The 26,547-nt window shown below is 64.5% G+C and carries 32 protein-coding genes, 1 tRNA gene and 1 pseudogene; 16 read left to right on the plus strand and 18 right to left on the minus strand.

Annotated elements, in window-relative coordinates:
• The first annotated feature begins 21 nt into the window (after positions 1 to 21).
• Both LTV02_RS07130 and LTV02_RS07135 read left to right on the plus strand, forming a co-directional pair.
• Complete coding sequence (locus LTV02_RS07130) at positions 22 to 447, plus strand: GNAT family N-acetyltransferase (protein WP_233039158.1); 426 nt, start codon at positions 22 to 24, stop codon at positions 445 to 447.
• A gap of 113 nt (positions 448 to 560) precedes the next feature.
• The gene (locus LTV02_RS07135; protein WP_233039160.1) at positions 561 to 2,411 is read left to right on the plus strand and encodes a hypothetical protein; all 1,851 of its coding nucleotides are present in this window, start codon (positions 561 to 563) and stop codon (positions 2,409 to 2,411) included.
• Between the two features lie 15 nt (positions 2,412 to 2,426).
• On the opposite strand, the gene LTV02_RS07140 is transcribed toward LTV02_RS07135, so the two are convergent.
• The 3 genes from LTV02_RS07140 to LTV02_RS07150 are packed head-to-tail and all read right to left on the minus strand — an operon-like array spanning position 2,427 to position 5,053.
• Positions 2,427 to 3,956 (minus strand): carboxylesterase/lipase family protein, encoded by a 1,530-nt coding sequence (locus LTV02_RS07140; RefSeq protein WP_332909562.1) that lies wholly within the window; start codon positions 3,954 to 3,956, stop codon positions 2,427 to 2,429.
• Positions 3,957 to 3,969: 13 nt separating this feature from the next.
• Complete coding sequence (locus LTV02_RS07145; protein ID WP_233039165.1) at positions 3,970 to 4,173, minus strand: DUF397 domain-containing protein; 204 nt, start codon at positions 4,171 to 4,173, stop codon at positions 3,970 to 3,972.
• Positions 4,163 to 5,053, minus strand: coding sequence for a helix-turn-helix domain-containing protein (locus tag LTV02_RS07150; protein ID WP_233039167.1), 891 nt, complete (start codon positions 5,051 to 5,053; stop codon positions 4,163 to 4,165). The genes LTV02_RS07145 and LTV02_RS07150 overlap by 11 nt, the downstream gene beginning before the upstream one ends.
• 162 nt (positions 5,054 to 5,215) lie before the next feature.
• Here LTV02_RS07150 and LTV02_RS07155 point away from each other — a divergent pair, with 162 nt between their 5' ends.
• Together LTV02_RS07155 and LTV02_RS07160 are read left to right on the plus strand one after the other, a co-directional pair.
• Positions 5,216 to 5,461, plus strand: coding sequence for a hypothetical protein (locus LTV02_RS07155; RefSeq protein WP_233039169.1), 246 nt, complete (start codon positions 5,216 to 5,218; stop codon positions 5,459 to 5,461).
• Positions 5,462 to 5,483: 22 nt separating this feature from the next.
• On the plus strand, positions 5,484 to 5,669 hold the full coding sequence (locus tag LTV02_RS07160; protein WP_233039171.1) for a hypothetical protein: 186 nt from the start codon (positions 5,484 to 5,486) through the stop codon (positions 5,667 to 5,669).
• 40 nt (positions 5,670 to 5,709) lie between these two features.
• Here the strand turns inward: LTV02_RS07160 and LTV02_RS07165 are convergent, their stop codons facing one another.
• The 5 genes and pseudogenes from LTV02_RS07165 to LTV02_RS07180 form a co-directional block, all read right to left on the minus strand.
• Positions 5,710 to 6,108, minus strand: a complete 399-nt coding sequence (locus LTV02_RS07165; protein WP_233039177.1) for a hypothetical protein — start codon at positions 6,106 to 6,108, stop codon at positions 5,710 to 5,712.
• Between the two features lie 18 nt (positions 6,109 to 6,126).
• Positions 6,127 to 6,369 (minus strand): annotated as a pseudogene (locus LTV02_RS39580) (class I SAM-dependent methyltransferase); the annotation flags it as partial.
• 142 nt (positions 6,370 to 6,511) lie between these two features.
• Entirely contained in the window at positions 6,512 to 6,940 is a 429-nt protein-coding gene (locus tag LTV02_RS07170; RefSeq protein WP_233039178.1) for a DUF6892 domain-containing protein, read from the minus strand.
• A gap of 172 nt (positions 6,941 to 7,112) precedes the next feature.
• A complete protein-coding gene (locus LTV02_RS07175) occupies positions 7,113 to 7,535 on the minus strand; it encodes a hypothetical protein (protein WP_233039179.1) in 423 nt (140 codons plus the stop codon).
• 254 nt (positions 7,536 to 7,789) lie between these two features.
• Positions 7,790 to 8,251 (minus strand): Imm1 family immunity protein, encoded by a 462-nt coding sequence (locus tag LTV02_RS07180; RefSeq protein ID WP_233039181.1) that lies wholly within the window; start codon positions 8,249 to 8,251, stop codon positions 7,790 to 7,792.
• 398 nt (positions 8,252 to 8,649) lie between these two features.
• On the opposite strand from LTV02_RS07180, the gene LTV02_RS07185 reads away from it, so the two are divergent.
• From LTV02_RS07185 to LTV02_RS07200, 4 genes are all read left to right on the plus strand, one after another.
• A complete protein-coding gene (locus LTV02_RS07185; RefSeq protein ID WP_233039182.1) occupies positions 8,650 to 9,180 on the plus strand; it encodes a DinB family protein in 531 nt (176 codons plus the stop codon).
• Between the two features lie 887 nt (positions 9,181 to 10,067).
• Complete coding sequence (locus LTV02_RS07190) at positions 10,068 to 10,469, plus strand: hypothetical protein (protein WP_233039183.1); 402 nt, start codon at positions 10,068 to 10,070, stop codon at positions 10,467 to 10,469.
• A 151-nt stretch (positions 10,470 to 10,620) separates the two neighbouring features.
• Positions 10,621 to 10,692 (plus strand) — tRNA-OTHER (locus LTV02_RS07195).
• A 183-nt stretch (positions 10,693 to 10,875) separates the two neighbouring features.
• Positions 10,876 to 11,403: a 2'-5' RNA ligase family protein gene (locus tag LTV02_RS07200; RefSeq protein WP_233039184.1), complete on the plus strand. Its 528-nt coding sequence runs from the start codon at positions 10,876 to 10,878 to the stop codon at positions 11,401 to 11,403.
• A 100-nt stretch (positions 11,404 to 11,503) separates the two neighbouring features.
• On the opposite strand, the gene LTV02_RS07205 is transcribed toward LTV02_RS07200, so the two are convergent.
• The gene (locus LTV02_RS07205; protein WP_233039186.1) at positions 11,504 to 12,022 is read right to left on the minus strand and encodes a hypothetical protein; all 519 of its coding nucleotides are present in this window, start codon (positions 12,020 to 12,022) and stop codon (positions 11,504 to 11,506) included.
• A 159-nt stretch (positions 12,023 to 12,181) separates the two neighbouring features.
• On the opposite strand from LTV02_RS07205, the gene LTV02_RS07210 reads away from it, so the two are divergent.
• Positions 12,182 to 12,787 (plus strand): dihydrofolate reductase family protein, encoded by a 606-nt coding sequence (locus LTV02_RS07210; RefSeq protein ID WP_233039188.1) that lies wholly within the window; start codon positions 12,182 to 12,184, stop codon positions 12,785 to 12,787.
• A gap of 67 nt (positions 12,788 to 12,854) precedes the next feature.
• Here the strand turns inward: LTV02_RS07210 and LTV02_RS07215 are convergent, their stop codons facing one another.
• Together LTV02_RS07215 and LTV02_RS07220 are read right to left on the minus strand one after the other, a co-directional pair.
• Positions 12,855 to 13,544, minus strand: coding sequence for a YczE/YyaS/YitT family protein (locus LTV02_RS07215; protein WP_233039189.1), 690 nt, complete (start codon positions 13,542 to 13,544; stop codon positions 12,855 to 12,857).
• A 56-nt stretch (positions 13,545 to 13,600) separates the two neighbouring features.
• Positions 13,601 to 15,367, minus strand: coding sequence for an adenine deaminase C-terminal domain-containing protein (locus LTV02_RS07220; RefSeq protein WP_233039190.1), 1,767 nt, complete (start codon positions 15,365 to 15,367; stop codon positions 13,601 to 13,603).
• A gap of 163 nt (positions 15,368 to 15,530) precedes the next feature.
• Here LTV02_RS07220 and LTV02_RS07225 point away from each other — a divergent pair, with 163 nt between their 5' ends.
• The 3 genes from LTV02_RS07225 to LTV02_RS07235 all read left to right on the plus strand — a co-directional run bounded on the left by LTV02_RS07225 (position 15,531) and on the right by LTV02_RS07235 (position 19,235).
• Positions 15,531 to 16,439 (plus strand): LysR family transcriptional regulator, encoded by a 909-nt coding sequence (locus LTV02_RS07225; RefSeq protein WP_067713140.1) that lies wholly within the window; start codon positions 15,531 to 15,533, stop codon positions 16,437 to 16,439.
• Between the two features lie 30 nt (positions 16,440 to 16,469).
• The gene (gene aat / locus LTV02_RS07230) at positions 16,470 to 17,207 is read left to right on the plus strand and encodes a leucyl/phenylalanyl-tRNA--protein transferase (RefSeq protein ID WP_233039191.1); all 738 of its coding nucleotides are present in this window, start codon (positions 16,470 to 16,472) and stop codon (positions 17,205 to 17,207) included.
• Between the two features lie 690 nt (positions 17,208 to 17,897).
• Positions 17,898 to 19,235 carry an FAD-binding oxidoreductase gene (locus tag LTV02_RS07235; RefSeq protein ID WP_269821612.1) on the plus strand — a complete coding sequence of 446 codons (1,338 nt, stop codon included), beginning with the start codon at positions 17,898 to 17,900 and terminating at the stop codon, positions 19,233 to 19,235.
• A 61-nt stretch (positions 19,236 to 19,296) separates the two neighbouring features.
• Here LTV02_RS07235 and LTV02_RS07240 read toward each other — a convergent pair whose 3' ends face one another.
• Positions 19,297 to 19,572 carry a DUF7336 domain-containing protein gene (locus LTV02_RS07240; protein ID WP_233039192.1) on the minus strand — a complete coding sequence of 92 codons (276 nt, stop codon included), beginning with the start codon at positions 19,570 to 19,572 and terminating at the stop codon, positions 19,297 to 19,299.
• A 281-nt stretch (positions 19,573 to 19,853) separates the two neighbouring features.
• Between LTV02_RS07240 and LTV02_RS39585 the strand changes: the two genes are divergently transcribed.
• Complete coding sequence (locus tag LTV02_RS39585; protein ID WP_408639341.1) at positions 19,854 to 20,090, plus strand: mycothiol transferase; 237 nt, start codon at positions 19,854 to 19,856, stop codon at positions 20,088 to 20,090.
• Positions 20,091 to 20,097: 7 nt separating this feature from the next.
• Here LTV02_RS39585 and LTV02_RS07250 read toward each other — a convergent pair whose 3' ends face one another.
• Both LTV02_RS07250 and LTV02_RS07255 read right to left on the minus strand, forming a co-directional pair.
• On the minus strand, positions 20,098 to 20,439 hold the full coding sequence (locus LTV02_RS07250) for a DUF5713 family protein (RefSeq protein WP_233039193.1): 342 nt from the start codon (positions 20,437 to 20,439) through the stop codon (positions 20,098 to 20,100).
• Positions 20,440 to 20,483: 44 nt separating this feature from the next.
• Positions 20,484 to 20,981 carry a hypothetical protein gene (locus LTV02_RS07255; RefSeq protein ID WP_233039194.1) on the minus strand — a complete coding sequence of 166 codons (498 nt, stop codon included), beginning with the start codon at positions 20,979 to 20,981 and terminating at the stop codon, positions 20,484 to 20,486.
• 89 nt (positions 20,982 to 21,070) lie between these two features.
• Here LTV02_RS07255 and LTV02_RS07260 point away from each other — a divergent pair, with 89 nt between their 5' ends.
• Entirely contained in the window at positions 21,071 to 21,433 is a 363-nt protein-coding gene (locus LTV02_RS07260; protein WP_233039195.1) for a hypothetical protein, read from the plus strand.
• 19 nt (positions 21,434 to 21,452) lie between these two features.
• Here the strand turns inward: LTV02_RS07260 and LTV02_RS07265 are convergent, their stop codons facing one another.
• A complete protein-coding gene (locus LTV02_RS07265; RefSeq protein ID WP_233039196.1) occupies positions 21,453 to 21,866 on the minus strand; it encodes a hypothetical protein in 414 nt (137 codons plus the stop codon).
• Between the two features lie 144 nt (positions 21,867 to 22,010).
• On the opposite strand from LTV02_RS07265, the gene LTV02_RS07270 reads away from it, so the two are divergent.
• Together LTV02_RS07270 and LTV02_RS07275 are read left to right on the plus strand one after the other, a co-directional pair.
• The gene (locus LTV02_RS07270) at positions 22,011 to 22,379 is read left to right on the plus strand and encodes a VOC family protein (protein WP_233039197.1); all 369 of its coding nucleotides are present in this window, start codon (positions 22,011 to 22,013) and stop codon (positions 22,377 to 22,379) included.
• Between the two features lie 98 nt (positions 22,380 to 22,477).
• Positions 22,478 to 23,323 (plus strand): class I SAM-dependent methyltransferase, encoded by an 846-nt coding sequence (locus tag LTV02_RS07275; protein ID WP_233039199.1) that lies wholly within the window; start codon positions 22,478 to 22,480, stop codon positions 23,321 to 23,323.
• 9 nt (positions 23,324 to 23,332) lie between these two features.
• Here the strand turns inward: LTV02_RS07275 and LTV02_RS07280 are convergent, their stop codons facing one another.
• The 3 genes from LTV02_RS07280 to LTV02_RS07290 are packed head-to-tail and all read right to left on the minus strand — an operon-like array spanning position 23,333 to position 26,408.
• On the minus strand, positions 23,333 to 24,880 hold the full coding sequence (locus LTV02_RS07280; RefSeq protein WP_233039200.1) for an alpha/beta hydrolase: 1,548 nt from the start codon (positions 24,878 to 24,880) through the stop codon (positions 23,333 to 23,335).
• A 10-nt stretch (positions 24,881 to 24,890) separates the two neighbouring features.
• On the minus strand, positions 24,891 to 25,460 hold the full coding sequence (locus tag LTV02_RS07285; protein WP_233039202.1) for a class F sortase: 570 nt from the start codon (positions 25,458 to 25,460) through the stop codon (positions 24,891 to 24,893).
• A 57-nt stretch (positions 25,461 to 25,517) separates the two neighbouring features.
• The gene (locus tag LTV02_RS07290) at positions 25,518 to 26,408 is read right to left on the minus strand and encodes a hypothetical protein (protein ID WP_233039203.1); all 891 of its coding nucleotides are present in this window, start codon (positions 26,406 to 26,408) and stop codon (positions 25,518 to 25,520) included.
• Positions 26,409 to 26,547: the final 139 nt, after the last annotated feature.

Genomic DNA, 26,547 nt, shown 5'->3' on the forward strand with positions numbered 1-26,547 from the left:
CACCCGACTACCCTCGAGCCGGTGACCATCTCCGCGAGATACGAAATCGACACCGCCCCCGACCGTCTCGATGTGGACCTCGTGCACCACTGGCTCTCCACCGACGCCTACTGGGCACTGGGCCGCGAACGCGACATCGTCGAACGGGCCATCCGCGGCTCCCTGAACTTCGGCGCCTACGACACCGACGGCGCCCAGGTCGCCTACGGCCGCGTCGTCACCGACCTGACCACCTTCGCCTGGCTCTGCGACGTCTACGTCGACCCCGCCCACCGCGGCGCCGGCCTGGGCTCGCATCTGACCACCGCCATCCGGGACCACCTGGCGCCGTACAAGCTCAAACGCATCGTGCTGGCCACCCTCGACGCCCACGGCCTCTACGCCAAACTCGGCTTCGAACCGGTCGCCAACCCCGAAATGTGGATGGTGCTCAGCGCCCAGGGCTGAGATGCCTGGCATCCGCCCCGCGGGTTGGGCGGATTCGGCATGTCGGACGCATACCTTCCGGTCCTGTGGGCACGCGGTCAGTGAGACGTTGGGTTACAGAGAAAGTTCTGCCGATGAGTCCTGACATCACGATGCTCGCCGACGGTTCCGAAGGCGGCGGCGCCGCACTGGATCAGGTTGCGATACTTACCGGTTCGGCCCTGGTGATCGCGGCGGCGGTCGGCACCCTCGGCTACCTGCACCGCACCCGCCGGATCAGCTGGCTGGGCACCGCCGCCGACCGCCTCGGCGGCTGGGCCAACCGCCCCGGCTGGGTGGCGCTGCCGCTGGCGGTCTTCATCACCACCATTCTCACCGCCATGTTCGGCTTCATCTGGGACGTGAGCCTGCACATCGGACGCGGCCGCGACGAGGGCCCGCTGGCCAACCCCGCCCACTACTTCATCATGATCGGGCTGTTCTTCCTGTTCGTGGCGGGCATGCTGGCCATCCTGCTGCCCCTGGACGAGAAGCCCGGCCCGGCCGCCATCCGTATCACCCGCAATTGGTACGCCCCCGTCGGCGGCGTCCTCATGGCGGCGTGCGGGCTGTACGCGCTCACCGGCTTCCCCCTGGACGACATCTGGCATCGCCTGTTCGGTCAGGACGTAACCCTCTGGGGCCCAACCCATCTCATGCTGATCGGCGGCGCGGGCCTGTCCCTGGTCGCGGTGCTGCTGCTGGAATTCGAAGGCCGCCTGGACCGCCCCGACCCGGCCCGCACCGATGGCCGCTGGCTGTGGCTGGCCCGCAGCTTCGCCTTCGGCGGCCTGCTGATCGGCCTGTCGGTGTTCCAGGTCGAATTCGATTTCGGCGTCCCGCAATTCCGCCTGCTCTTTCACCCCTTGCTCATGACGATCGCCGGCACCATCGCCCTGGTCGCCGCCCGCTACACCCTCGGCCGCGGCGGCGCCCTCATCGCCACGGTCTTCGCCCTGCTGGTGCGCTGGATCATCGCCGTCCTGGTCGGCCCGATCCTGGGCGCCCCGCACAATGTGTTCCCGCTCTACCTCGGCATCGCGGTCGTCGTCGAACTGATGGGCCTGCTGCCGGTGCTGCGCACACCGCTCTGGTGGGGCGCGCTCACCGGGCTAGCCGCCGCCACGGTCGGCCTCTGGCTCGAAAACCTCTGGGTGACAGCGATGTTCGCCGATCCCTGGCCGACCTCGATATGGCCGGAAGCGCTGATCCTGGCCATCCCCGCGGGCGTAGCCGGCGGCCTGGTCGGCGTCCTGCTCGCCACCGTCCTGCGCGGTGACGCCCTGCCACGCCCCGCCCTGCGCCGCGGCCTCGTCCTGGCCGCCGTCCTGATCGCCGCCGCCTGCGTCGCCGACGGCCTGCACGTCACCGTCCCCGAAAACACCACGGCCACCGTGCGATTGACCGACGCCCCGCCCGTCGGCGACACCCGCATGGTTACCGCCGATATCGCCATCACCCCCGCCGACACCGTCTCCGCCGACCCCGAATGGCTCAAAATCCTCAGCTGGCAAGGCGGCACCGGCTCGGCCAGCCCCAGCCGCGGCCTCGTCATCGACCAACTCACCCGAACCGCCCCCGGCCACTACCGCACCACCACCCCCGTCCCCGCCGCCGGCACCTGGAAAACCGTCCTGCGCCTGCACGACGGCCGCACCCTCACCTCCCTGCCCCTCTACCTGCCCGACGACCCCGCCATCGACGCCCACGCCGTCCCCGCCCTCACCGACTTCACCCGCCCCTTCGTCTCGGAAGTGACAGTCCTGCAACGAGAACGCACCTTCGACCGCCCCGCCTGGCTCTACACCACCGCCTGCCTCATAGTCCTGGCCTGCTCCCTGATCCTCATCGCAGCCCTCTCCTGGGGCGCCGCCCGCCTCTCCCGAGCCCACCGGGCGCACCCACCCGTCACCGCGCAACCGCGACAGCAATCCGCCGAGGCGTGAACACCGGCGGCCCGATCAGCCCGGTCGCAGATCCAGCGTGCCGAATCGGTGCCCGGACCAGATCCGCCGCGAGGCCTCCTCGGGATAGGCCCGCGTGATCGATTCGGCGTCGTACACGCGAGTGGTCCGCGCCCGCCGGTCGAAACGCGGCCAGCCCGGCCGCGCGTCGGCGGCGAAACGCACCCAGTCACCGCGCATCCGGCGAGCGACTTCGCCGATCTCCGCGGCGGCATCCGGATACGCCCGCGGATGGGCGCGCACCTCATCCGGTCCGAGCGTGCCGAACACGAGCAGGAAATCCAGGCAATGCGAGGAACCCTGTGCGGCATTGAAACCCCAGGCCAGCTCGTACATCCACACCGGCCCACCACCGGCATGCGCGGCCTCGGCCAGATGCAGGGCGGGCATGCGAAACAGCCAGTCGGAGTGGAGAATCTCGAACCGTTCACTCACCGTGGCTGCCGGATAGGCGTCGCGATAGACCGCCCGGCCATCGCTGCCGGGGGACAGGTGATCGAATGCCGCCGCCACCCGAGCCTCGGTGAGTTCTCCCGCAGGCCGAGACATGTACAGCCGGGACTCATCCCGGGTATGCCCGATGAGCACGTCGACCCCGCGCGCCGCGCCCTCCGCTATTCCACGCCACGGCGCACACGGCAACACCTCACCATCGACCACCGGTGAGAACGGGGTGGGCGTCAACGCCATCGGCCCCCACTCCCGGAGCCGCGCCGGCATCCCGGCCAGCACCGCACCGCTCGCCTCGATCAACGCCCGCGGCGTGAGCTCCGCCAACTCCGCAACCGTGGCCCGCACGCCGAGCCGCCCCGCAATCGCATCCGACACCGCCCCCGCAAGCCGCGGCGAGAAACACGTACCCGCCATACTCTGGATGATCGCCCGCCGAAACAACCCGGCCGCCAATGGCATAACCAGCAGCGCGGCAATACACGCACCCCCGGCGGACTGCCCGAAAACCGTGACGTTCCCCGGATCCCCACCGAACCCGGCGATGTTCTCTCGCACCCACCGCAAGGCCGCGACCTGATCGAGTATCCCGCGATTATCCGGAACCCCGGCGATCCTGCCGAACCCATCCATCCCGACCCGATAGTTCATGCTCACCACAACCACCCCCGCCGCCGCGAGCCCCGCACCATCGCAATGCGGATTCCCCGAATCGTTCTCCAGATACGTCCCACCCTGAATCCACACCATCACCGGCATATTCACCGCACCGAGATCAGGCGACCACACATTCAACGTCAGGCAATCCCCAGACCCGTCCCCGACACAACCGGACACCGAGTCCATCACCGACCCCCGATTACCCGCCTGCGGAACCCGCGGCCCGAACGCCACCGCATCCCGAACCCCCTCCCACCCGACGACGGAAACCGGCGGCATGAACCGCCGCACCCCCACCGGCGGTTCGGCATACGGGATACCCCGAAACACCGCAACACCACGCTCGAACCTGCCCCGCACAATCCCTGCTGCAGTGCGGACCTCGCACCGGGTGTCACTCGAAAAGCTCTGCTCCACAGGCTTATCGAGCCTATCCGGGAAGCCGCCCGCGTTTCACCTCCGCAGTGAAGGCATCCCACTCGCTCGCGGCGAAGATCAGCGCCGGGCCGGTCGGATTCTTCGAATCGCGTACGCCTACCGCTTCGCCGGAGAGGAAGGCGACCTCCACGCATTCGCCGCCCGCGGAGCTGTGGCTGGATTTGAACCAATCGGCGTCGTACAGGTCAGCGTTCACTGTCGTGCCTCCTTGCAATCTCTCTGATCAGGTCGCGGCTCGGCCGTACATCCAGGCTGGCCTGTTGTAGCCGCTGGTACGCCACGCGGAATGTCTCGACGTCCGTTCGCTTTTCGAGGTAGGCGCTTCCCGCATAGCCCTCGCAGTACACCTGGCTCGGTTCTACCACCTGATTACCGGGCGCGTCACGTGCGAAATCCATGATGGTGAAGGGTGGTACAGCGGTACCGAGGGGGAGTCCGGCGTGGAACGGCATGATCCGCACCTCGACATTGTCGCGGGTCGACATGTCCGCGAGGTGGCGGCATTGGGCTGCCATCACGCGAGCGCTGCCCACAACTGTGCGAAGGACGTTCTCGTGCAGGACGATAACGAGCTCCGTCGGCTGGCGAGTTCGCATCAGAATGTGTTGCCGCTGCACGCGGCTCTGTACACGCCGTTCGATTTCGGGCTCGGTGTCATTGCTGAAGTAGAGACGATCCAACGATCGGGCGTAGTCGCGGGTCTGCAGGAGTCCGTGCACGATAAGAGGCTGGAATACGGCCAAATTCGTTGCGCTGGGTTCCAAGCCGACATACAGGTTGGCCCACGCGGGGATCAGATCGCTGTAGGCGTGCCACCACGACTTGGCAGGTACCTGCTCCGCGAGCCCACGCGCGACCGCTACGGCCTCGGAACCGACCCCGTAGACCTCGCACAGTGCCAAAACATCGGTCACCCTGACTTTTTCGGTCTCACCCCGCTCGAGGCGGCTCAAGGTCGGCCGACTCCACTGCACGAGCGCAGCGGCCTGTTCCAGATTCATCCCCGTGGCGTTCCGGGCGTCCCGTAGCAGCTTGCCGAGCTGCCGTCTCGGAAAAGTGGTATCGCTGTCCGCCACTGCCCCGTCCCCCATCGCCTGCCCTCTCATCAGGTCGAATAGTTTTTCTCACTCCGAGAGAAGCGTAGGACCCACATGAGAAGCAACCTGCGGATTTTCACCAATTCTCCCAGGTCGACACGCCCGCACCCTCGTCCGCCTCTTGCCCTTCATCGTTTCCGCATGACCAACTCCAGGCTCGACCAAGCCCAAATCGCAGTCCTCGATTCCCTCGCCCCCGGCGGTCTGCTCGCCATCCCCGCCCTCGCCCGATCCTCCCGGCTGACCCTGTGGCGCACCCGCAGCGCGGTCTCGAAACTCTCCGCCCGCGGTCTCATCACCGGCCGCCGCCGCGCCGGCATTGCCAGCTGGGAAATCACCGACCGCGGCCGCCGCACCCTCTCCACCCGCGCCCGCTACCACCGCTGACCACACCTCGGAGCCGACAGCGATGCTCACCGTGCTCTTCCTCGCCCTCGCGTCCTGGTCAGCGCTCACCGCCGCCACCGGCTACGCCCTCTCCGACCCCGCCCCGAAAAGCTCAGCAGCCCAGTCGGTCTTCACCACCCGCGACCGCATATTCCCCCGCATCCCCGTGTGCAACCTGCACCGCCTCCACGGACGCCACCGCGCCTGACAGCAGACTGCCGAATGGTGCGGCTCCCACACCGATCCCATCACCTGGTCGCGAAGAGAACCTCGAGACTGACAGGCTCGATCAGCGAACCGTCCGTCGCGAAACCCTCCAGAGCAACCCTCAGCTCATCCTCGAACTGCCGCCGCCGATTCCCCAACACCCGCAGCACCGGCATAGAAGTCGAATACAAATACCCGATCACCTGCTCCACCGTCCACACCCGCTCGAACTCGTGAACAACCCGATCAACTTCGGAAAACGGTGAATCCCGAAGCACTTCCACATGCGAACGCGAATCACCCCCGAACGGAAGCCCCACCCACCGCCCCCTCGACACGAACCGATCCTGAACCTCCTCCACCACCCCCTGCCACTCCGTCACCGGCCGCACCAGGCAACTGTCATTCGCAATCACCAACCCACCCTCTGCGGTGACCATCCCCTCCAACCCCCGCAACACCCCCACCCGATCCATCCAATGAAACGACCGCCCCATGGTCACCAACTCGAACCGCCCCACCCCCGAAGGCAACGCCCCCGAACTACCCACCACCCAACTAACATTCCCAACCCCCACCGCCCCCGCATACCTCGCCGCCTCCACGAGCATCCCCGCCTCCGGATCCACCCCCACAGCCTCCCGAACATACCCAGCCATCGGCACAGTCAATTGTCCAGTCCCACACCCCAAATCAAGCATCCGCCCCCCACCGTCCAACCGAAACCGCCGAACGATCTCCTCAACCAGCCAACCCGGATACCCAGGCCGAAACCGCGCATAATGCCAAGCCGCCCCCGAAAACAACTAACTCACCCACCATCAATGTGTCGTGTCGATGTGGCTAGTCAATCAGCTCGATGCCCCGGGCACGTACCTCTGCTCGGAGTTGGGGTGCAAGCAATTCCGCGCCCAGGACGCGCTCGAGATTCGGGAGACGATCGAGGTCGCCGAGGCTGACGACGTCGAACTGCTCACCCTCCCCATCCCAGTGCGGGCAGCATTCGAAATAGACCTGGCAGGCTCCGTCGAAGACGAGCTGTTCGACCCCTTCGAGGAGTTCGGCGGAAAGCTCGAGGCTCTCGAAGTACTCCTGCGCCTCCGGCACGACTTGGTCCCAATAGTTGTCGGCGGAGTACTGCCAGAGGTCACCATCGAATCCCTTGGCTTTCAACGCATCTGCGAGGGACCACGGCGCAAGCTTGGGCGACTCCCCGTACATGAGTTCTTCGATAACAGCCAGCTTGAGATTGAAGTCCACGAACCTAGTCACACGGCCAAGTTAGCGCCGGACTACGACAGCGTTGTCATGATGGTCCCTCCCGCGCCATAGCGCCTGAGACTGCCACCGTGTCCGGCGAGTTCGTGGACCGCATGACCGAGTCGGAGCCCGAAACGCCGACCCACCACCCGGATCATCCGGCACGGGCCGGCGACCGGACGCACTACTGGAAGAAAGCGAAAATTCCGCCGCACCGATAGAGCACAGGCACGCCCGCAGGCGATTCGGGCGCAAGCGCGCTGCCGGTACTCGAATTCGGGCCAGGCATCGGCCCCGCCGGGAACTCAGCACCCAAGAGACTGCCGATAATCGCCCCGGGCGCCGCACCGATACCGGACCCGGCAACCAACCCGACCGCCGATCCGGTAGCCATCCCGATCATTCCGTTAATGATCGCGGTCTTGCAGTACTGCGCCTGCTCCGCGGTCAGCGCGACCGGAGTAGCCGCCCGCACACCCTCTGCGCTCGGCGCGGCATTCGCCACCACCGACCGGCCCTCGCCCGGCGCCGCCTGCGCGGTGCCGGCGATAGCCGTGGTCGCGGCAACCGAAAACAGCGCTGTCGCCGCGAATTTGCTGATCGTCATTGATTCCCATCTCGTAAACCGGGGAAAGTGGATCTCCTCCCCGGATTCGGGAATATAGCCGCAGCTCATCCCGACAACAAAACGGCGTCCGAGACAGCCTGTGCCACGTGGCTATCTTCCCGCACTGCCCATCCAGCCCGGGACGTCCAAGGGTGTCACCAATTCGGAGCACCACATCGAAAGGTCAACGGCGACACGAATCTCAGATCCGCGTAACGCACCGAAATGTCGATGGGCGTGCCTTAGTCGGTTGGCTAGACCCACCAAGGATCCGGACATGGCCAGTCGACTTCATCGGCTTCGGTGTCCGACCATTCCTGCCACTCGATGTTGTTGGGCCGTTCACCGATGGTGTCATAGAAGTACCGCACGGCCGTTCTCAGATCATCGAGATCGATCATCGAATCTTGGGGAAAGTACCGTGGCTCGCCGAAGTCGAGGTAGAACACCGTCCTGTCGGACCGCGAGCCACCACGGCTGTGTAGATCCTCGGTTTCGCTGGCGTAGGCCAGACTGCCAACCCCCCGAACTCCTGCCACCCCAACGAACAGCACGGCGGTATGCGGTCCATTTGGCACCACCCACATGTATTGCGGGACACCGTCGTTGGACAAAGCCACCTCGTCGATCGCTGCGATCAACTCGTCCGCCGAAGCAGGGTAGAGCGGATTGTCGCAATGCTGGGGCTTGAAAACGACTTCGTACGGACGGTGCATCGATCGAGGACTCCTGCAGTTGGGCTGCGGGACAGCTTAAGTCCATTGAGCGAACGGTGCTCTACCGAATCAGCTAACCCCCGACGATCGTGCGCGCAGCGACTGAAGGTTGTTGCAGCAGAAAAGTTCCCGCGAAGAACCCCGGCCGAGATTGAGCGTCGACTGAGCCGCGTCATACTGCTGCCTGTAGTGCGCGGTCATGCCGCGGACCGCGCTGACCGCACCGGCCAGCGCAGGCAGGACGAAGGTCAACGGGCCGAGCCGATCTGGTGCCGGCCGAACGCACCAGATTGCCGATTACACGGCGTTTCGAATTCCGGACAGAGAATGTCCTACCTGATCATGGGAGCGCGAAATCAAGTTGTTGACGCACATGGTGGTCAGGCAGTGTGCGGCGTATGGACACCTCGCGCTCTGCTGTGCTGCGCCTGCAATTCGATATCGTTTGGGCACTGCTGGACTACCACCTCGAACGGCTCGAGACCGACGACTTCCTGTGGGAGCCGGCGCAGGTGGTGTGGACGCTTCGGCAGGACGAACGCGGCCGCTGGGCGCCGGATTGGGCAGATTCCGAACCGGACCCGATTCCGGTGCCGACCATCGGCTGGATCAGCTGGCATATCGGTTGGTGGTGGAGTGTCACCATCGACCATCTACGACACCGCAGTCCACGTGACCGTGATGATGTTCGGTGGCCGGGACCCGGCCCCGCCGTCGCCGAGTGGTTGCGTGAGTTGCGACTGCAATGGCTCGAGATCCTCGACGGCTGCACCGAAGCCGACCTCGATGCCCCGATCGGCTTTCCGTGGCAAGACGACCCGGCGAAGTCCGCCATCCATACGATCGCGTGGGTCAATGCTGAGCTGATGAAGAACGCCGCCGAACTCGGCCAACTGCGAATCCAGCGGGTGGCCGGTCTCCGAGCCTGACCGAAGCCCGAATCTTCGCTGGAACGCACTATTTTGCCGCTGACCGCGCGGGCCGAGCAAGCTGACAGAGAGTGATGCGGTGCTCCGAATCGACTACGGCCCAGCTGTTTTCGGTGCCGCCAATGGTCAGCGCTGCCAATGGCGAAGCGCGAAGTGTGTCGTTGGTCTGCGCTAGCGTTCGGCAGGTGAGGAATCTGGCTTGGTGTGATCACCTGGAACGTTCGGACGGGGCAACGTCGGCGCGCGTCGTCCAACCCGGCGGTAACCGCTTGACCAAGGGCCTTTTTCGAGCCGACTTTCATGTTCGGTGGCTCGACACCGGACAAGCCAATGCAGTATTGCCGGTGTTGCGGGCCTTGTTCCAACGGGAAGGGATGTCGACCGACGGGACCTTGTCGCTCCGAGAGGACGATGGGCGTTGGTGCCTGGACGGGGTGACCGTCGAGCTGGATTACGAGTCCTTCCTACAGCGGCATGGAGGGGGCTTCACAGATTGGCAGCTCGCGGTTGAGGGCGAATTGCGCGCTGAAGTTCAGCGGCTTGCACCGGGTGCCGTCACAGAAACCCAGTGGGACTACTCGGATCGATCTGGCCACTACTGCGACGGGCCCGACGATTGCCCCGGTTGTCCGGGGCTCAACCCTCCGGTGTGTAGCTGGCCCGCCTGATCGCAGGTCGGTCTTGGCTGGCATCGAAGTCACGATTCTGCCGTTGATCGCTCGGTCCAGAACGCTCGCACCACCCGCCGGCGAACGCACTGATCTGCCGAGTTGAGGGTGTCGCCCGAAGGACTGGCACGATGCTCAATCGTCTTAGGAGTGCTGGCAATTCGATCAAGGTTGCTGACGTCCGCCGCGGTCGATTCGGGGCGACGGTAGGGTCGACCGGTGACCGTCGGGAACATTTACTGGGGTGGGCAGCGCGAGGATGGGCCGACGGCAGCGGAACTCGCCTTCGCGATATCGCTGAACGCGCTCGCTCCAGGACTGGATTACTGGCTGCACGCCGACGACGACGGCACTCCGTGGCTCCTGGTATCCCTGGATCTCCTCGAGGGAGACGCCGTTCGCGGCACTCTGTGCCTGGACTTCGACGGCCGCGGCATCCTCGGCGGCTGGAGCCCGTCATGCCTCAATTGGGACGACGGAGTCAGGGCAGAAGAGGCCTTGATCGACCTGACGGGACCCGACAGTCTTGTTCTCCCAGCGGACGGATCATCGGTCGAGAACCTGGCCCGCCACGCCGCAAAGTGGTTCACCACGCCGAAGAAGGGACGATGGGCCGACTAACCCGGCTCGTGACCGGCGCCCAGTAGTGGTTACCCACGATGTCCCCTCATGCCGCCGACCGCTCGTTCGAAACTCGCCCAGCCGGTAGCCGGAAGTTGAACGGCCCGTGTTCATCTCGGCAGTGCACGCGCACTGTAGACTCGCTGACGGCCATGGAGTAGATCAGCGGTAGATCACCGACACGACACGTGGGAGGGCGCGGGTTCGAATCCCGCCTCCATGGCCCCGAAACTGCGGCGCGCTGTCATAGCGCGTGGTCCGCTGACCGAGCCGGTCAGCGAGAGCGGGCGAAGGTCGACAGGCTGAGCTGAAGTGGTGTCGACCGAACTCACCATTACCGATCCACGCGAAGTCCCTTGCCGCCGACCGGCAATCGCGACCGGCATGATCCCGGACCATGCCTGCGATGATCGAGATCGTGACATACGCACTGGAACTCTTCCTCGATTCGGCCGGCGACGCTGCCGTGCGGGAACTGTGGAACCGTCTGGAAGACGCCGGTCTGCCGAGCCTGGCCACAAGGTCACACGGGCGGCACCGCCCACACGTCACGCTCGCTGTAGCAGAGCAATTCGAGGTGGACGACCGTGCACGCAGTCTCCTCGAACAGATTCCCGGGACCGAGCTGACAATGCCGGTACTCGGCGCCTTCCCGGGCGAAGCAGCCGTCCTCTTCCTCGGGGTGACCAGCAATGCCGCACTCCTGAACGCTCACGCGGCACTGCACGCTGCCATCGCGTCGGGCAGTGCCGGATTGTGGGATCACTACCGGCCAGGGAACTGGGTCCCTCACTGCACCCTGGCAATGGACCTGAACGGGCCCACACTCATGAAAGCAATCAAATCCCTCTACCCCCACTCCGCCATCACCGCGCGAGCAACGCAGCTTCACATGGTGGAACTGGAAACCGGACAGGCGAACCCACTCTTCTGAAGCCGTCACCGAACCACACACCCGGAGACAACGCACGATAATGCCTTCGGGCCGTGCCAATAAACGCACCAACCGTGCGGTGGGCGGCCCGGCTGCCGCATCACAGATCTTCGAGCGGACGACTTCGGAACAGAGCGTCCATCCGGGCAATGTACTCCGGCGAGGGCTCCCGGTCGGGCACCGGATTATCCAAAGCATGCTGCCACCACGCGGGAACTGCGCCCGGTTCTCTCGGATAGCGCTCGAGCTCGAGCACGTAATCCCGGGCTTCCGGCTTGCCACCAGACCATGAAATCTCGGTGATGTAGTCGAAGCGTGTCGCAGCTCGACCGTCGGCCGAGATCTCCAGCTCGACTGTTATCCATGTCCCGGTATCCGGCTTAGCCATGACCGCCTTGAGTTTGATCAGCAGCTCGAAGACGTTGCCAGGGAACGACATCCGTACCGGCGTGCCGCCGTCGGTGACAGTCATCCTACCTTGGCCGATCCCGCCGAATTTGCTGAAGCGGAGGCTGAGCGGAAGCTTGGTCGAAAACTCGACCGCGAGCACGTCGACAACCTCCTGCAGCATCTCGATACCCGGCCCCGGGGAAGTCACCAATGCACCGCCTTTCACCATTCGCCCATCCGGGCAAGCATCTGACTACCGTGCAACGGCTACAGCTCAATCCAGCCGTCCTGGAGGTACGTGGATGGAAGGCTAACCGTACGGCGTGCCCGATGAGTTTGCGGCTCTCGTCCGGTCAAAGCTTGTGACACCCGAGGAAAGGACATCGCCATGTCGGAACTTCTCGTCGATTTCATCACCTCGCTCGACGGCTACGCGTCGGGTGAGGGATGGCCAGGGTTTTGGGGACTCGAGGGCCCGGAGTATCTCGCGTGGCTCGGCGAACAGCCCGAGGCCACCCATCTGATGGGAGCGAACACCTACCGGTTGATGTCGGGGTTCGCTGCCGGCGACGTCCCCGCGGGGCAGGACGAATTCAGGCCCGAGGAAGAGGCGTCCGTCGACGGGCTCACGAAAGCGGCCAAGGTGGTGTTCTCTTCCTCGCTCGAGGGCCCGCTGACGTGGGCCAACTCGACGCTGGTGCGGGAGGACGCCGTCGAAGCGGTCCGCGCCATGAAATCGACTGGCTCCGGGCTGCTCACCACGATCGGTAGCCTGAGCCTGTGCAGGTCCCTGCTCCGAGCCGGACTCGTGAACCGATTCCGGGTGGTGATGTTCCCGGTGATCACCGGTGCCACTGGGGCGGAACGCATCTACGACGGCTATCCGGATGTTGCCTTGGAGATGATCGATCACCGCACTTTCGATGACCGCATCCAGCTGGTCGAGTACCGGCCCCGGGTGCTCGAGCATCCGCCGCTCGGCACCTCGGCCTGACGCCTTACCGCCATACCGTGGGGATGGGGGCCACCCGTTCGAATGACGAGCCGGCCCCTGTCCCGGCCTATTCGGTCACGGCGGCCGGCGTCGCCTTCCGTGCCGTGAACTTCGCGTGCAGGAAGAAATACAGCTTCACATACTGCCCGACCAGCACCGCATTGATGATCGTGCCTTCACGGATGAAATGGGGTGCGCCGAGCAACGTCAGTCCGATGGTCGCCGAGAGTGCGAGCAGGGTGCAGTCGAAGACGGTTTTGATGTTTCCCCATTTCCAGCCGGTCTTGCGCTGGATGGTGTTGACGAACAGGTCGATCGGCATGAGGACCAGGTTCGCGCGGATCATCAGGAACAGGCCGAATGCCAGCATGGCGTCGGCGAAGATGAGCAGCACGACTTTCGCCGGGTATGGGCCGATGTGAATCCAGCGCGTCACCGCGAGGTTGAAGTCGAGCAGGAATGCCAGGACCAGTGCGGGGACGATCGAGAGCAGGTGGCCGGTCTTGAAGGCGCGGGGCCAGACCAGGAAGGTCAGGACCAGCATGATGAGTTCGAGGATGAGATTGAAATTGCCCTGGGTGAGGCCCGGGAAAACCAAGGTCATGGTGCGGGTGAGGCTGCTTTGCGGGGAGATGCCGATGCCCGCCCGGATGGCCAGGCTCAAACCCAGGGTGAGAACGTAGATTCCGGCGATGTAGGTGATCCAGCGGCGCACCCTGTTTCCGGTGTCGACTCCCGTGTCGTTGTCGTGCAGCATGATGGTCGCATTTCCTTTCGCGACGAATTGCTCTGGGGTGTGGGAGGTCTCGACCGCTATTTCATGAACCCGAATCGGTCCAGCGAGATGAACAGGGTGAGGAGTTTGTTGACCACCGGTTCGCCTTCGTTCCGGTTGCCGAGCTTCGCCAGCGCATCGTCGATGGCACGGGTGGCATCGACGAGCTGGGTCAGGTTCATATCGGCCATGACGCCGTAGAAGTCCAGCGGCAGTACGGCTTTCACCTCCCCGCCGGCGGTCACGACGCAGCCGCCCACCAGCGCGTCGAGCTCGGCGAGGTTATCGCGCATCTCAACGCTGTCGGTGCCGACGACCACGAAGTACGCCGAGGGCGCGGGCCAGAACGTGGAGACCGCACCGTCCTCGATCGACACGCCCTTGAACAACCCGTTGACGATGTGCCGCTCACCGTCGGCGTACCGCTGCACGACGGAGATCCGGTTCAACCGCACCCCTTCGTATTCGGGGACGACCACCCCGTCCCGCAGCGGCACCCAGATCTCCTGCGCGAATTTGAGATGGCCACGCCCGTACACATCGAAGAGCAGCACTTTCGCCTGCGCGCCGTCAGCCGAGACCTCGATCGGGGCGAGCTCGAGCTGTTCGGCGCGCAACCCCGCCAGGCCGGGCCGCGGTCGCTTCGCCAGCGCCGAATAGTCGATGCCGACCGCCTCGATCAGCTTGCGGTCCTTGGCAACCAGCTGCCCACCCTTGAACACATACCGCGGATTGATTTTCGAGAGGCTGTCGGTCAGCACGATATCGGCGAATCGCCCCGGGCTCAGCGAGCCGAGATCGCGGTCCTTGTGAAAGGAACGCGCGGTGTACAACGTCCCCATCTTGATGGCCTGAATGGGCGGCATCCCCATCTCGATCGCCAGCGAGATCACCCAGTCGATATGCCCCAGCCGCAGCACCCGATCCACCGAGATATTGTCGGCGCAGAGCTGGAAATTCTCCGCCGGCCAGCGCCGTTTCACGATGGCGCGCAACATGGTTCGAATGACTTCGGGGCTGCCGACGCCGAACTTGATCTGCGTGTTCAACCCGTAGCGGACGCTCTTCTCGATATCGTCCTCGTTCCACACATCGTGGTTGTTGTCGACGCCGATCGCGGGCATGTAGTTGAGCAGCGTGTCCGACAGCGCCGTCACACCCCAGTGGCAGTTCACGACCCCCGCATTCGCCCGTCCCAGCGCGGATTTCCGGAAGTCGTCGGCATTGCCGGTCATGTACGACAGATGCGCGAGCTCACCCAGCCCGATCACCGGATCCATGCCCAGCATCGCCTCGGTCACCTCGGTCGAGGTTTTCTTGCCCGGCGCGAACGCATACAGCCGGTAGGGGAGTCTTTCGTGGTCGGTGAACAGCGCTTTCGCCGCATCCACGGCCTCATCGCCGGCCGCGCTGGCGAAGTCGAGGGTTTCGCCGAACACCGTGGTCGTGCCACTGGGCACGATCGCCTCACCGAAGGCCGCCGGATGCGCCAGCTGGGATTCGAAATGCAGATGCGCGTCGATCAGTCCCGGAATCGCGTAAAGCCCTTCACCGTCGAAGGATTCGCGAAACCGTACGATCGACTCGTCCGGATTCAAGGCGATGATGCGCTGCCCGTGCACCAGCAGCGATCCCGGATAAACCGATTCGGTGTGCACATCGAGAATATTGAGATTGCGCAGCAGCAGATCGGCTTCCCGTTCGCCCTCGAGAATGCCGAAGATCGTCCGGACATGCTCGTCCTGGGCGGAAACCGCTGTGGCGGTCTCGAATTGAGTGTCGGTCGGCGACACGAATGCGGGCATGGCGGATCCTCACCTCGGAGCTCATGTACTTGCAGGTAGAGGCTGATTTCGGCAGCTGCTCGACCTGGCACTGATAGAACTCGATCCCGACCGTTGCTGACAAGCATTCGTTTTCGCGCAACCTGTACTCTTTTTTCGAACGGTATGTCTGGGAGGTAACACGATGCTCCACTCGCGAATGCTGCATTACATCGACGAGGTGGCGCGGCTGGGGTCGATCCGCGCCGCCGGCGCCAAACTGCACGTCGCGCCCTCGGCCATCAACCGTCAGATCCTGCTGCTGGAAGCCGAACTCGATCAACCCCTGTTCGAGCGGCTGCCCCGCGGCATGCGTCCCACGCCGGCCGGGGAAGCGCTACTGGCACACATCCGGCGAACCCTGCAGCAATACCGCGAAACGGTCGCCGATATCCGCGATCTGCATGCGCTCGGTCACGGTGAAGTCGTGATCGCCACCATGACCGGCTTGGCCAGCGGCGTCGTCGCCAATGCCGCCGCGGCCTTTCACTTCCGGCATCCGCAGGTCCGTATCTCGATCCGCACCATGACGACTCTCGAAGTCCTGCGCGCGGTGGAGAACAGCGAAGCTGATCTGGGGCTCGCGTTCAATGTCCCCTCCTCGAATCAGATCGAGGTCTGCTGGCAGATGAACACCAAGCTGGGAGTTGTTGTCTCCCAGCATCATCCGCTGGCTCACATGGACACGATCCCGCTCGCGCACTGCACCCCCTACCCGCTGATCTTCGCCGACCGGTCCATGGTGATCCACGGCATCGTCGCGGAAGCCTTCAGCAAGGCCGGTCTCGAGGTTCACCCGGCCTTCCACACCAATTCCATCGAGACGATGAAGCGCCTCGCGACTTCCGGCGACGCCATCGCCTTCCTCAGCGAATTCGACATCGCCGAGGAACTACGCGACGGCCGCCTGGTCTTCCGGCCGGTGCGAGATGCCTTCAGCAACAACATAGTTTCGCTCGTGCGCCGCGAGAAGCATGCTCACGGTTTGGCCAGCCTGCTGCTCGCCGACGAGATCGTGAGCGGGCTGCACCCCGCCGAACCGGGACCCGAGTAAGCGAGTGATCAAGTCGGTAAGGTCGTTGCGGTGACCGACGAAACCGACCTGATGCGAATGTTCCTGGTCGATCCGGATCAGCCTTTCCCGCCCGTCGAACTCGCGGACCCCACCGGACTGGTCGCCCTCGGCGGCGATCTGTCGCCGCAACGACTGCTGACGGCATACTCGGCGGGCATCTTCCCCTGGTACAACCCCGGCGAGATCATCCAATGGTTCTGCCCCGACCCGCGCAGCATCCTGCTGCCGACTGCCCTGCGGGTCACCAAGTCCCACCGCCGATCCGTCGCCGCCGCCGACTACGCCGTCACCATGGATCAGGCCTTCGCCGAAGTGATCTCGCACTGCGCCGCCCCCCGCGACGAGGAAGGCGGCACCTGGATCGGCTCCGACATGATGCAGGCCTACCTGCACCTGCACCACCTCGGCCACGCCCATTCGGTCGAAGTATGGCGCGCAGGCCACCTCGTCGGCGGCCTCTACGGCGTAGCCCGCGGCCGCTCCTTCGCCGGCGAATCCATGTTCTCCCGCGCCCGCGACACCTCGAAAATCGCCCTCTACTGGCTCTGCGCCCAACTGACCGCCTGGGACTTCCCCCTCATCGACTGCCAGGTCACCTCCTCCCACCTCGCCTCCCTCGGCGCCACCGACCTCCCCCGCACCGACTTCCTCCACCTCCACTCCCAAGCCGCCGCCCGCCCCGGCCGCATCGGCCCCTGGACTTTCGAAATCCCAGTCCCCAACTCTCCCAACCACTTACGGGCCTGAATCCTCACCGGCGAGCTTCCCGTTGCATCAAACGTCACCCCGGTACTAGCCTCACGATCACGCCCGCCGCGCGGAGGGGCCGCGCAAGCAATTCCATCTCCACCCGAGTCCCTCGAAGCCCAATGCGCAAGAGTTCGTCGGCCAAGGCCCGAGCCTGCCCCAACGGCAGCGCCCGTACCTGGCGCAGGACCCGCATCACCTTCGCCGGTGTCGTACTTCCGGCTTCGAGCTCGAGCACGGTCGGCCCATTCTCTGCCAGTATCGCTGCACGCACACTCGCCGGTGGCGGCCCGAAATCACACTCATACCACTCACTTCCACAGTTCCCGCACGTTCCGTGCAGGTCCCACTCCTGCTTCCCATCCGCCAGCACCTCGACAACGCTGGCGGCGGCCGAATGCCCGCATTCGACGCAATCCGTCCGGTACGGAGCGGACTCGACCACAGTTTCCATGGGCCGAACCTAAATCGAGAACCGATCGGCTGCCACTCTTTTGGAACCCGGATCCGGCCCGGATGGCGTGTCAACTGCCAATTCGAAGAGGTGCCCGGCGTCGGTCAGGACCTGTGGGCGACCGATCCCGATGTGTGGCTCGCATACGCGGCTACTGTAGCGAAGTGAATTTCATTCAAGGGGGATCTGTGATCGATCGACGTCGGCTTTCGGGGTGGGGACGTACCGCATCGTCTGTGGCGCAGGTACTTTCCACTCCTGACCTCGACATGGTCGCCAAAGCCGTGAGTACCGCCGGTCCGCGCGGGGTCATCGCCCGCGGACTCGGGCGCAGCTACGGTGACCCCGCGCAGAATGGTGGCGGGCTGGTCGTCGACATGACCGCGTTCGGCCGAATCCACCACATCGATCCCGATACCGGCATTGTCGATCTCGACGCCGGCGTCAGCCTCGACATGCTCATGAAAACAGTTCTGCCCCATGGCTTGTGGGTTCCGGTGCTGCCCGGTACCCGTCAGGTCACCGTGGGCGGCGCGATCGCCTCCGATATCCACGGCAAGAACCATCACTCGCACGGCAGTTTCGGCAACCACGTCGTATCGATGGACTTGCTCACCGCAGACGGCACGCTGCGCACTCTCGCACCCGAAGGCGCCGACGCGGAACTGTTCTGGGCCACCGTCGGCGGCATGGGCCTGACCGGCATCATCGTGCGCGCCCGGGTTCGGATGAAGCACACCGAAACCGCGTACTTCATCGTCGACAACGACCGCACCGACAACCTCGCCGAAACCATGGAGCTGCTCACCGGAGGCTCCGACGACGGCTACGAATACTCGATGTCGGTACCCGACACCATCAGCACCGACTCGAAACTCGGTCGCGCCGGATTCAGCCGCGGCTCCCTGGCCACCCTGGATCAGCTGCCACCCAAACTCCGGCGCAACCCGCTGAAATTCGATGCGCCCCAACTGCTCACCGTGCCCGATATCTTCCCCAACGGCATGGTCAACAACCTCACCACCCGCATCGCCGCCGAAGCCGCCCACCGGGTGTATCCGCGTCAGGCGCGCGGTAGGATCCAGAACCTGACGCAGTTCTATCATCCGCTGGATCTGCTCGGTGAATGGAACCGCGCCTACGGACGCCGCGGATTCCTGCAGTACCAGTTCTCCATGCCGTTCGGCGCCGAACAGCAGCTCGCGTCCGCGGTCCGCGCCATCGCGCATTCCGGGCATCGGTCATTCCTGAACGTGTTCAAACGCATGGGCGCCGCCAACCCGGCTCCGCTGTCATGGCCGCATCCCGGCTATATGCTCAGCCTGGATTTCCCACTCAAGCCAGGTCTGGGGGAATTCTGCGCGCGTCTCGATCAGCGGGTGCTCGATGCCGGTGGTCGCCTGTACTTCGCCAAGGACTCCCGCACCAGCCCGGAATTGATCCACACGATGTATCCGCGGCTCGAGGAATGGCGTCGAATCCGCGACGCCGTCGACCCCGAACGGATCTTCGCCTCAGACCTCGCCCGCCGCCTGCACCTCATCGACGACAACCTGGTCACCACGGGCAACTGACCATCGATAGGCGTTGCCTGCCAGTGGAATACGGTAGGCAACGCCTGTAAGTCGTCCCTGATCAGTAGTGGTATGTGAAGTAGCCCGATGTCCACTCGCCCCTGTCGACTTCGTACCTTGCGATCTGAAAACAATCGGGTTCATCGATGAAGCCGGGTCGGGTCCGCGCTTCACGGATGCGTTCCTGGGCGAGTTGCTCGGTGGAATAGACGCCCAGGAGCTTGATGTCGTCTTGTTGTTCGTCCCAGTCGAGATTTCCGTCATCATCGACGTGTCGTGCTGGTGACCCGTCCGACGGCTTGGCGTGATGGATGTGCCTTAGCAGATAGACGTCCACGCTGCGGGAGTCTATATCTGCCGAGATTGTTGCGCGCCTTAATTATCCGCTCGTCCCGCGTGGATCAGGGTCCGGCCGTGGGCCTTGGTCATCCCGGACGGTGGTGGCGAGGGTGGATCGTGGCGGTTCGAAGTCGGCGAACGCGCGGATCCGGGTGGCGGTGATGGGTGACCGGGCGAGAATGATCGAATGGAGTCGAGCGGGCGGGACCAGACGTCCCGGATTGTCGGTGAGCGGGAAACGCTGACCGGATTTCTCCCGTTCCAGCGGGATACCTTGGCGTGTCCAGGGCTTCCGCCGCCCAGTCGCGGCTACAAGCGGTCTCGCCTTCGAAGCTGTCGCTAATCAGGCTCGTTCGCCGCGGCTGTGAGTCACTCGATACGGTCAGTGAGCGCCGGCCCGGCGAGGGTGGCTACAGCGCGCGCTGGATCCTGATGCACATGATCGAGGAATACGCTCGTCACAATGGTCACGCCGACCTGCTGCGAGAGCGAATCGACGGTCGGACCGGCGAATAGGGCCGGTTCACCAGTCGCGGGTCGCGATCAACTCCTCCGAATCGGCGTCGCTGAATCCGTAGGCCGAGGCGATGAACCAGAAATCCTCGCCGATCTCATCCCGCGCCACCGTCTCGATCTCGCTCCCGGCCGCTTCGAACTCCGCCTCCAACAGGTTGAATTCCTCGGTCGCCGCCCAAGTCAGCGTGTACAGCGCAGCCAGATCCGCCGGCTTCTCGGCCTCGATCCGCTCGCACAGGCGCTGCAGGATCGCCACGCCCTTGTCGAGAACATGAGCAGGGAAGTACGAGTCGGCGTAGAGCGGTTTCAGGAACGTATGCTCCGCGACCTGCTGGTTCGTAATCGGCATGGGGCTCCGTCCGCGAGAACTGATGTCTTCGTGGACTTTCTACCTCATCCGCCGAGCGCGATGCGATGCTCGATCGCGCGCATCAGCCGTTCCTCGACCTCGCCGGGGTCGTGAATCGACAAGGCCTGGTTGACGATGAGCCAATCCGAGATGTCTTCTCCGCGGACATACTTGGAGAAACAGTTGTAAATCGCGTAGAAGGCGAACTCGACCGATTCGGGGAACCTCAGATCATCGTCCTGCAAAGCGGTGATCGGCTCGAGATACCGCCCACTGACATCCGCCAGATCCCGTCCAGCACAGACGGATCGAAGCGCATCGGCCGGAAGTTCGACATCCAGTTCGTGCCGCACCCCGGCGACCGAATCGCGATACCGAATCCGACCACGCTTGCCCCGCACGAACCCGACCCAGACCGACAGCGCCTCCTCACACAACGCCAGGTGGACCTGCCGCCGGTCATCAGCTCCCAGCTGAAGGAAGACCTGCCTCGACGTCACGAGCAATCCTAACGAGCAACCCTCCCGCTCCGCCTCTTCCACACGGCCATCCTGAACTCCGCCTATGTGACGCTGAGAGCACTTACCAGAACAGTATTGACCAGCGAAGTAGACGTCGCGATGCTCGACTTATGCGTACGGCCGATACCGATCTCACCGTCGAGAAGGTCGCCGGGCGGGCCGGTCCGTGGATCTGGCTCCGGTACTGCTGGGACGTGCTCCTCGGTGTCGTATCGGGGTTCGCACTGATCTTCGTCTCCATGCTGATGCTCGTCGGCGTCCTGTACTTCTGGGCACTACCGGTGGGATCGCTTCTCGCGCTAGCCATCTGGGCGGTGATCGCGATCGTCAGCACCGTACGCATGCACTTTCGAGGCCGGAACTCCGCCACGATTCGATTCCTGGTGGGGTTCGGGATCATCCCTTGCTACGCAGGTACGGTGACGATCATCGCCGCCTGCAACGAGGGCTGGGGCAATCCCTTCATCGGCTGACGTCACCGGCAGCGGCAATTCAGTTGCTCGGCCGGTAGTGTTCGGCTCGCCATGCGAGCAGGTCACGATAGGAGTGCGCGCTCCACTCGATGCTCGCCTCCGCTTCCGCTCCAGGCCGGGGAAGCTCTCCATCAGCGTCGTACACACCGAGCACGAACTCCCGAACCGGCCCGGAAGGAGCCACCAGCACCATCGACCGGCAGATGGTGTCGTACAGCCCTTCCCACGCGCGGATCACCCCCTCTGTGATCTCCGGGGCCGCCAGTTCCTGGAGCGACCCCTGCGCCGCGAACAATGGTGCGACGTACTGGAATTCAGGTGTCGCAACGAACTTTCCGTTCACCCGATGTTCGTCCAGACCGGTGACTTCGATTGTCGCGAGAACACTCCCGGAGCGCCTCAACTCCCAAACCGAGCCGATCTCTCTATCCACGAACGCCAATCTAGTTCGATCGGCCGCCAGCGGATCTGCACTCCTCGATCATCTGTTCCCGCCAGGCCACGCGTACGCACTTGGTGCACGACGAGAACAGTTGATCGGTTCGCCATCGGTGTGCGATCGATCGATACTGGCGAAATGACAAACCGTTGGGTGGGGGTGACCATCGATTGCGTCGATGTGCATCGGGTTGCTGCCTTTTGGAGCGCTCTGCTGGAGCGCCCGCAGGGTCCGTCCGAACCTGGTTGGGTGTACCTCGGACAGGCCGGTGATCCCCAGCCACGCTTGGTCTTTCAGCCTGTTGTGGAACCCAAGTGTGGAAAGGTTCGCCTTCACCTCGATATTGCCGTGGATGATATCGATGAAGGGGTCGCGCAGGTGGTCGCTCTCGGGGGGCGATGCACTGGCGAGCGGCACGAGTATGCCGAAGGGGTGGTCGTCGTGATGGCCGATCCTGAGGAACACGAATTCTGTCTGGTTCAGTACTTCTCCACCGCGCCGGTGTAGATCTGGCTATGGCCGTCACGGCGATTCAGGCGCATTCTGTGAAGTGCGCGGAGTGGGTTTGGCCAGGGTGGCGGGGGCTGGGCGGTAAGGAGGGACGCATGGAGGGTGCGCCGAGTAGGACGGCGATGTTCGCGGCTGTGTCGCGTGGATTGTTTCGCCTGGAGAACGCCTCGCCTTGGGTGTTGGACGATGTGCTGGCTCTGGTGCTTGTGGGCCCGGTTTGGCAGGAGTTGCGGGACCGGTTCGAGCCGTTGTTTCCCGGGCGGGTCGTTCGTGAGGCTCGTGCGGCCGTGTGTACCCGCAGCCGGTACGCCGAGGATCGGCTGGTTGCCGGTGGCTTCACGCAGTATGTGATTCTCGGTGCGGGGCTCGACTCGTTCGCGTGGCGGCGGCCGGATCTGCTCGGACCGATGACGGTGTTCGAGGTCGATCATCCTGCCTCCCAAGCTTGGAAGATCGAGCGGGTCAGTGAACTCGGGCTGCCGCTCAGCGCCTGTCAGGTGTTCGTGCCGGTCGATTTCGAGGTCGGATCGGTTCGGGAGGCACTGGGTGCGGCCGGGTTCGATTGGGCGCGGACGGCGATGTTCTGCTGGACGGGCGTCGCCCCCTATCTGACTGCGGAGGCGATCGAGTCGACGTTGCAGATGATCGCGGCGGCCGCTCCAGGGTCCGAGGTGGTGTTCTCCTATCTGGCCGACGACGCGGCGCTCGACGACCGTGGGATGGAGTACGACCGTATTTACAGACCTATCGCGGCTTCCGTCGGCGAGCCGCTTCAGCCCGGCTGGCCGGTCGCCGAAATCGAGAGCCTGGTAGCCAGGTGCGGGCTGAAGGTCGTGGACCACCCCACACGGGCAGACCTGCAGCAGCGGTACTTCGCCGACCGCACCGATGGACTACGGCCCTACACCTTCGAGACTCTGATGACTGCACGGGTCACCTGAGTTGTGCCGTCACTCGGGTTCCTCGGCGCACACGATGGCCTGTGCCGTGTCCGGGTTTTCGAAGTAGCCGACAACGCGGTCGTCGATGCAGGTGTTGACTTCGCCGAAGACGAAGGTGTGGCCGTCGCCTTCGCGGATCAGTAGCGGGCTGGCGAGGTATCGGGCCATTCGCTCGGCGTTGCTCAGCGGCGTGGTGGGGTCATGCCGGGTGCCGATGAACAGGACCGGGGGTGAATTCTGGGCCCGGGCGGGGTGAAACACCTTGGCGCTGCCTCGGTTCGGCCAGAACGCGCAGGTGTCGAGGGGAAATTCGGTGGGGCGGGGTTCGTAGTGATCGTAGGTGGTCGCGTCGTAGAGCGCCTGCTCGTCGGCTTGCCTGGAGCGGCGATCGTCGGTGGGCTGGGCGAAATCCGCGCAGGTGATCACTTCCAGTGCGTCGCTTGCTGTTTGAGCGGCGGATGAGGTCTGGCGGGGTGGTTCGCTGGTCTCCTCGGCCGTCAGATTGTGCATCGGGGTTCCGTCACCGTTGCGGATCGCGGTCAGGGCGTCGAGGAATGGCACCCAGCCGGTGGGCCACAGGTAGCTTTTGCTGAGGGCCTGCAGGATGTCGTCGGGGCCGATCGCGGCTGCGCCGGCGGGGACCGGATGGTCCTTGACGCTGCGCAAGATGGCACGGAAAACGTTCTCCGCCTGGTCCGGATCGGGTCCCAGGGGACAATCGGCGCGACCGGCGCAGAATCTCGCGACCCGATTGAAGGTGTCCTGGTAGCCCCTGCCCTGACCGATCCGCATTTGCGTGTGCGTCTCGGTGACGTCGACAACTCCGTCCAACGCGGCGGCGCGATAGCCCCGCGGATAGCGGTCGATGTACATGGCGGCGACCTGCGTGCCGTAGGACGCCGCAAGGATATTCAGCTGCTGCTTGCCGAGCACGCCGCGCAGGATATCCAGGTCGTCGGTGGCCTCATCGGAACCGATGTGCCGCAACACTTCCTTGCCGGTGCCGGCTATGCAGGAGTTCACGAACAGCCGGCGGGACTGCTCCGCGGCGGTTACCGGATCCTGCTGCTCGTCGAGCTGCTCTTCGTCCTGGCTGTTGCAGACAATGGCGGGCCGGGTCCGGCCGACGCCCCGTGGATCGTAGGACACGATGTCGAAGTTCCTGCGAATCTGTTCGGGGAACGGCATATTCAGCATGTCCAGCCCGGGCTCGCCGGGTCCGCCGCTGATCAGCACCAGGGTGCCGCGCTTGTGTTCGGTGGCGGGCAGGCGAGCAACGGCCAGGGAGACGGTTTCGACCGTGTCAGGGGTGAGTCGCCCCGGGGCGCGGTAGTCGAGCGGGGCCAGTACGCGGGCGCAGGTGCGATCATCCGTGATGTCGGGGAACCACGGCTCGGCTTCGGCCGCACAGGGTTCCCATGTCACGTGCTGGGTGTAGAACGCCTCCCGGGCGTCGGCGATCGAAATATCGGGCTTGCCCGTGGAGCAGCTTGTGGCCAGCAGTGCCGTGGCACAGACCGGGATAATCCACCACGTTATTATCGGCGAAACTCGCATGAATCAGTCCTTATCCGAGTTGTTCTCGGCCCCAGCCGGTGAACTTCGTATAGACGATGAAATTGGACAGGTACGTTCGGCCGATGGAATCGAATTCTCCACCGCAGGTGACCAACTGCAGTTCGCTGTCGCCATGGTCACCGTATACGGCCGTGTTCGGGAAATCGGTTTTGGGCACGAGTTGAGTGCGGTCGACGACGAATTCGGCCGTGGTGCCGTCTGCTCGCGTCACTTCGACGGTATCGCCGGGAGCCAAGGTATCCAGGGCGAAGAACACCGCCGGTGCTCGTGCGGAATCGACGTGTCCGAGGATTACCGCCGATCCGTGATCGCCGGGGGAGGGTCCCCACCCGTACCACGAGGGGCGATCGAAGGATGCCGGATCTTCGATCGTGCCGTCGGCCTTCATCGCGATGCGATCCAACCGGGTGGAGAGTCCGATTGCGGGGATCTCCAGCCGCATCGGCTGCGAGGCGAGGTGGGGTTCTGATTCCGGTGTCCCTCGGGAATCGCCGATGGCTGGTGGATCGAACTGGCGTGCAGTCGAATCCAGGTAGGCCGAGATCGCGAGCAAGGTCAAGATGATCGATGCGAACGAAGTGAGAATCGCCGATCGAGTCATAGGCCGCGTCCGAGGTCATTTCTGTGCGCGGGTTCGTGCTTCGCGCACCGCGAGTCCCGCGGTGAGCAGCGCCAGCAGTGCCAATACGGCGGCCGGTCCGTGATCGGTCAGGCGCGAGCCGCCCAGACCGGTCTCCGGATGACCCTGCGGTATCGAGGAATTGGGTGTCGAGCCTGTTCGGGATGTCAGTGTCGGTGCTCCCCGGCCGGTTCCGGGCGGTGGTGCCGAAGGGTTGGCGCCACGGGGCGTCGGGTTCGCGGGCTGAGGCGCAGGTTGCGCAGGCGATCCGCCCGGCGGCGCCGAGGGACCGCCCGACCCGGAGCCGAGCGCGAGCGCCCCGGCTGCCCCGGCGCTTCCCGCTGCGGCACTTCCCGCCGCTGCGCTGCCGAGCGCCGCGCTTCCCACCGCCGCGCTACCCACACCAGCGCTACCCAACGCGCTTCCGGAGACAGCGCTGCCGAGATCGGCGCTCGCCGAGGAACTTCCGCCGGCAATACCGCTACCACTGCCCAGAGCCAGCGCCCCGCCCGCCTCCTCCGCACTGCCGCCTGCCGCCGCACTGCCGGCCGCGCTCAGGCTCATCGAGCCGGTCTCGATGAGTTGACCGATCTCGACCTCGACGCCGGTATCTGCCGACCCTGTTCCGATATCGGCCGATGCTCGCGGTGCCCCGCATATCGCCAGCGCGACAACAGTGCCGGCAATCAAAAGACGTTGCTTTCGAACAGACTTCTCCCAGAAATCGCGCATGACAGATTTCCCATCTACCGGTACCTTCCCCCGGAAGCCCTGCTGCGGCAATTGATTCAACGCATCACCGATCGGCGCAGAATGCGCACGAAAAGCTGCGGCTCCGAGTAATTTCGATGCAACGTCGTTGTTGCCGTCTGGACCACTTCTTGGCATCGAACCGAATCCATGGAATGAGGATTTCGGACGGCATCGCCAATGCTATCGGCGAGAAAACCGCGGTCAATCGGTCCGAGCCGATTCGATCCACTTGACCATCCGGCGACCGGCATTCCGCGCCATTCGGCGAGCACCT

The organism is Nocardia yamanashiensis (assembly GCF_021183565.1).
Taxonomy (GTDB): Bacteria; Actinomycetota; Actinomycetes; order Mycobacteriales; family Mycobacteriaceae; genus Nocardia; species Nocardia yamanashiensis.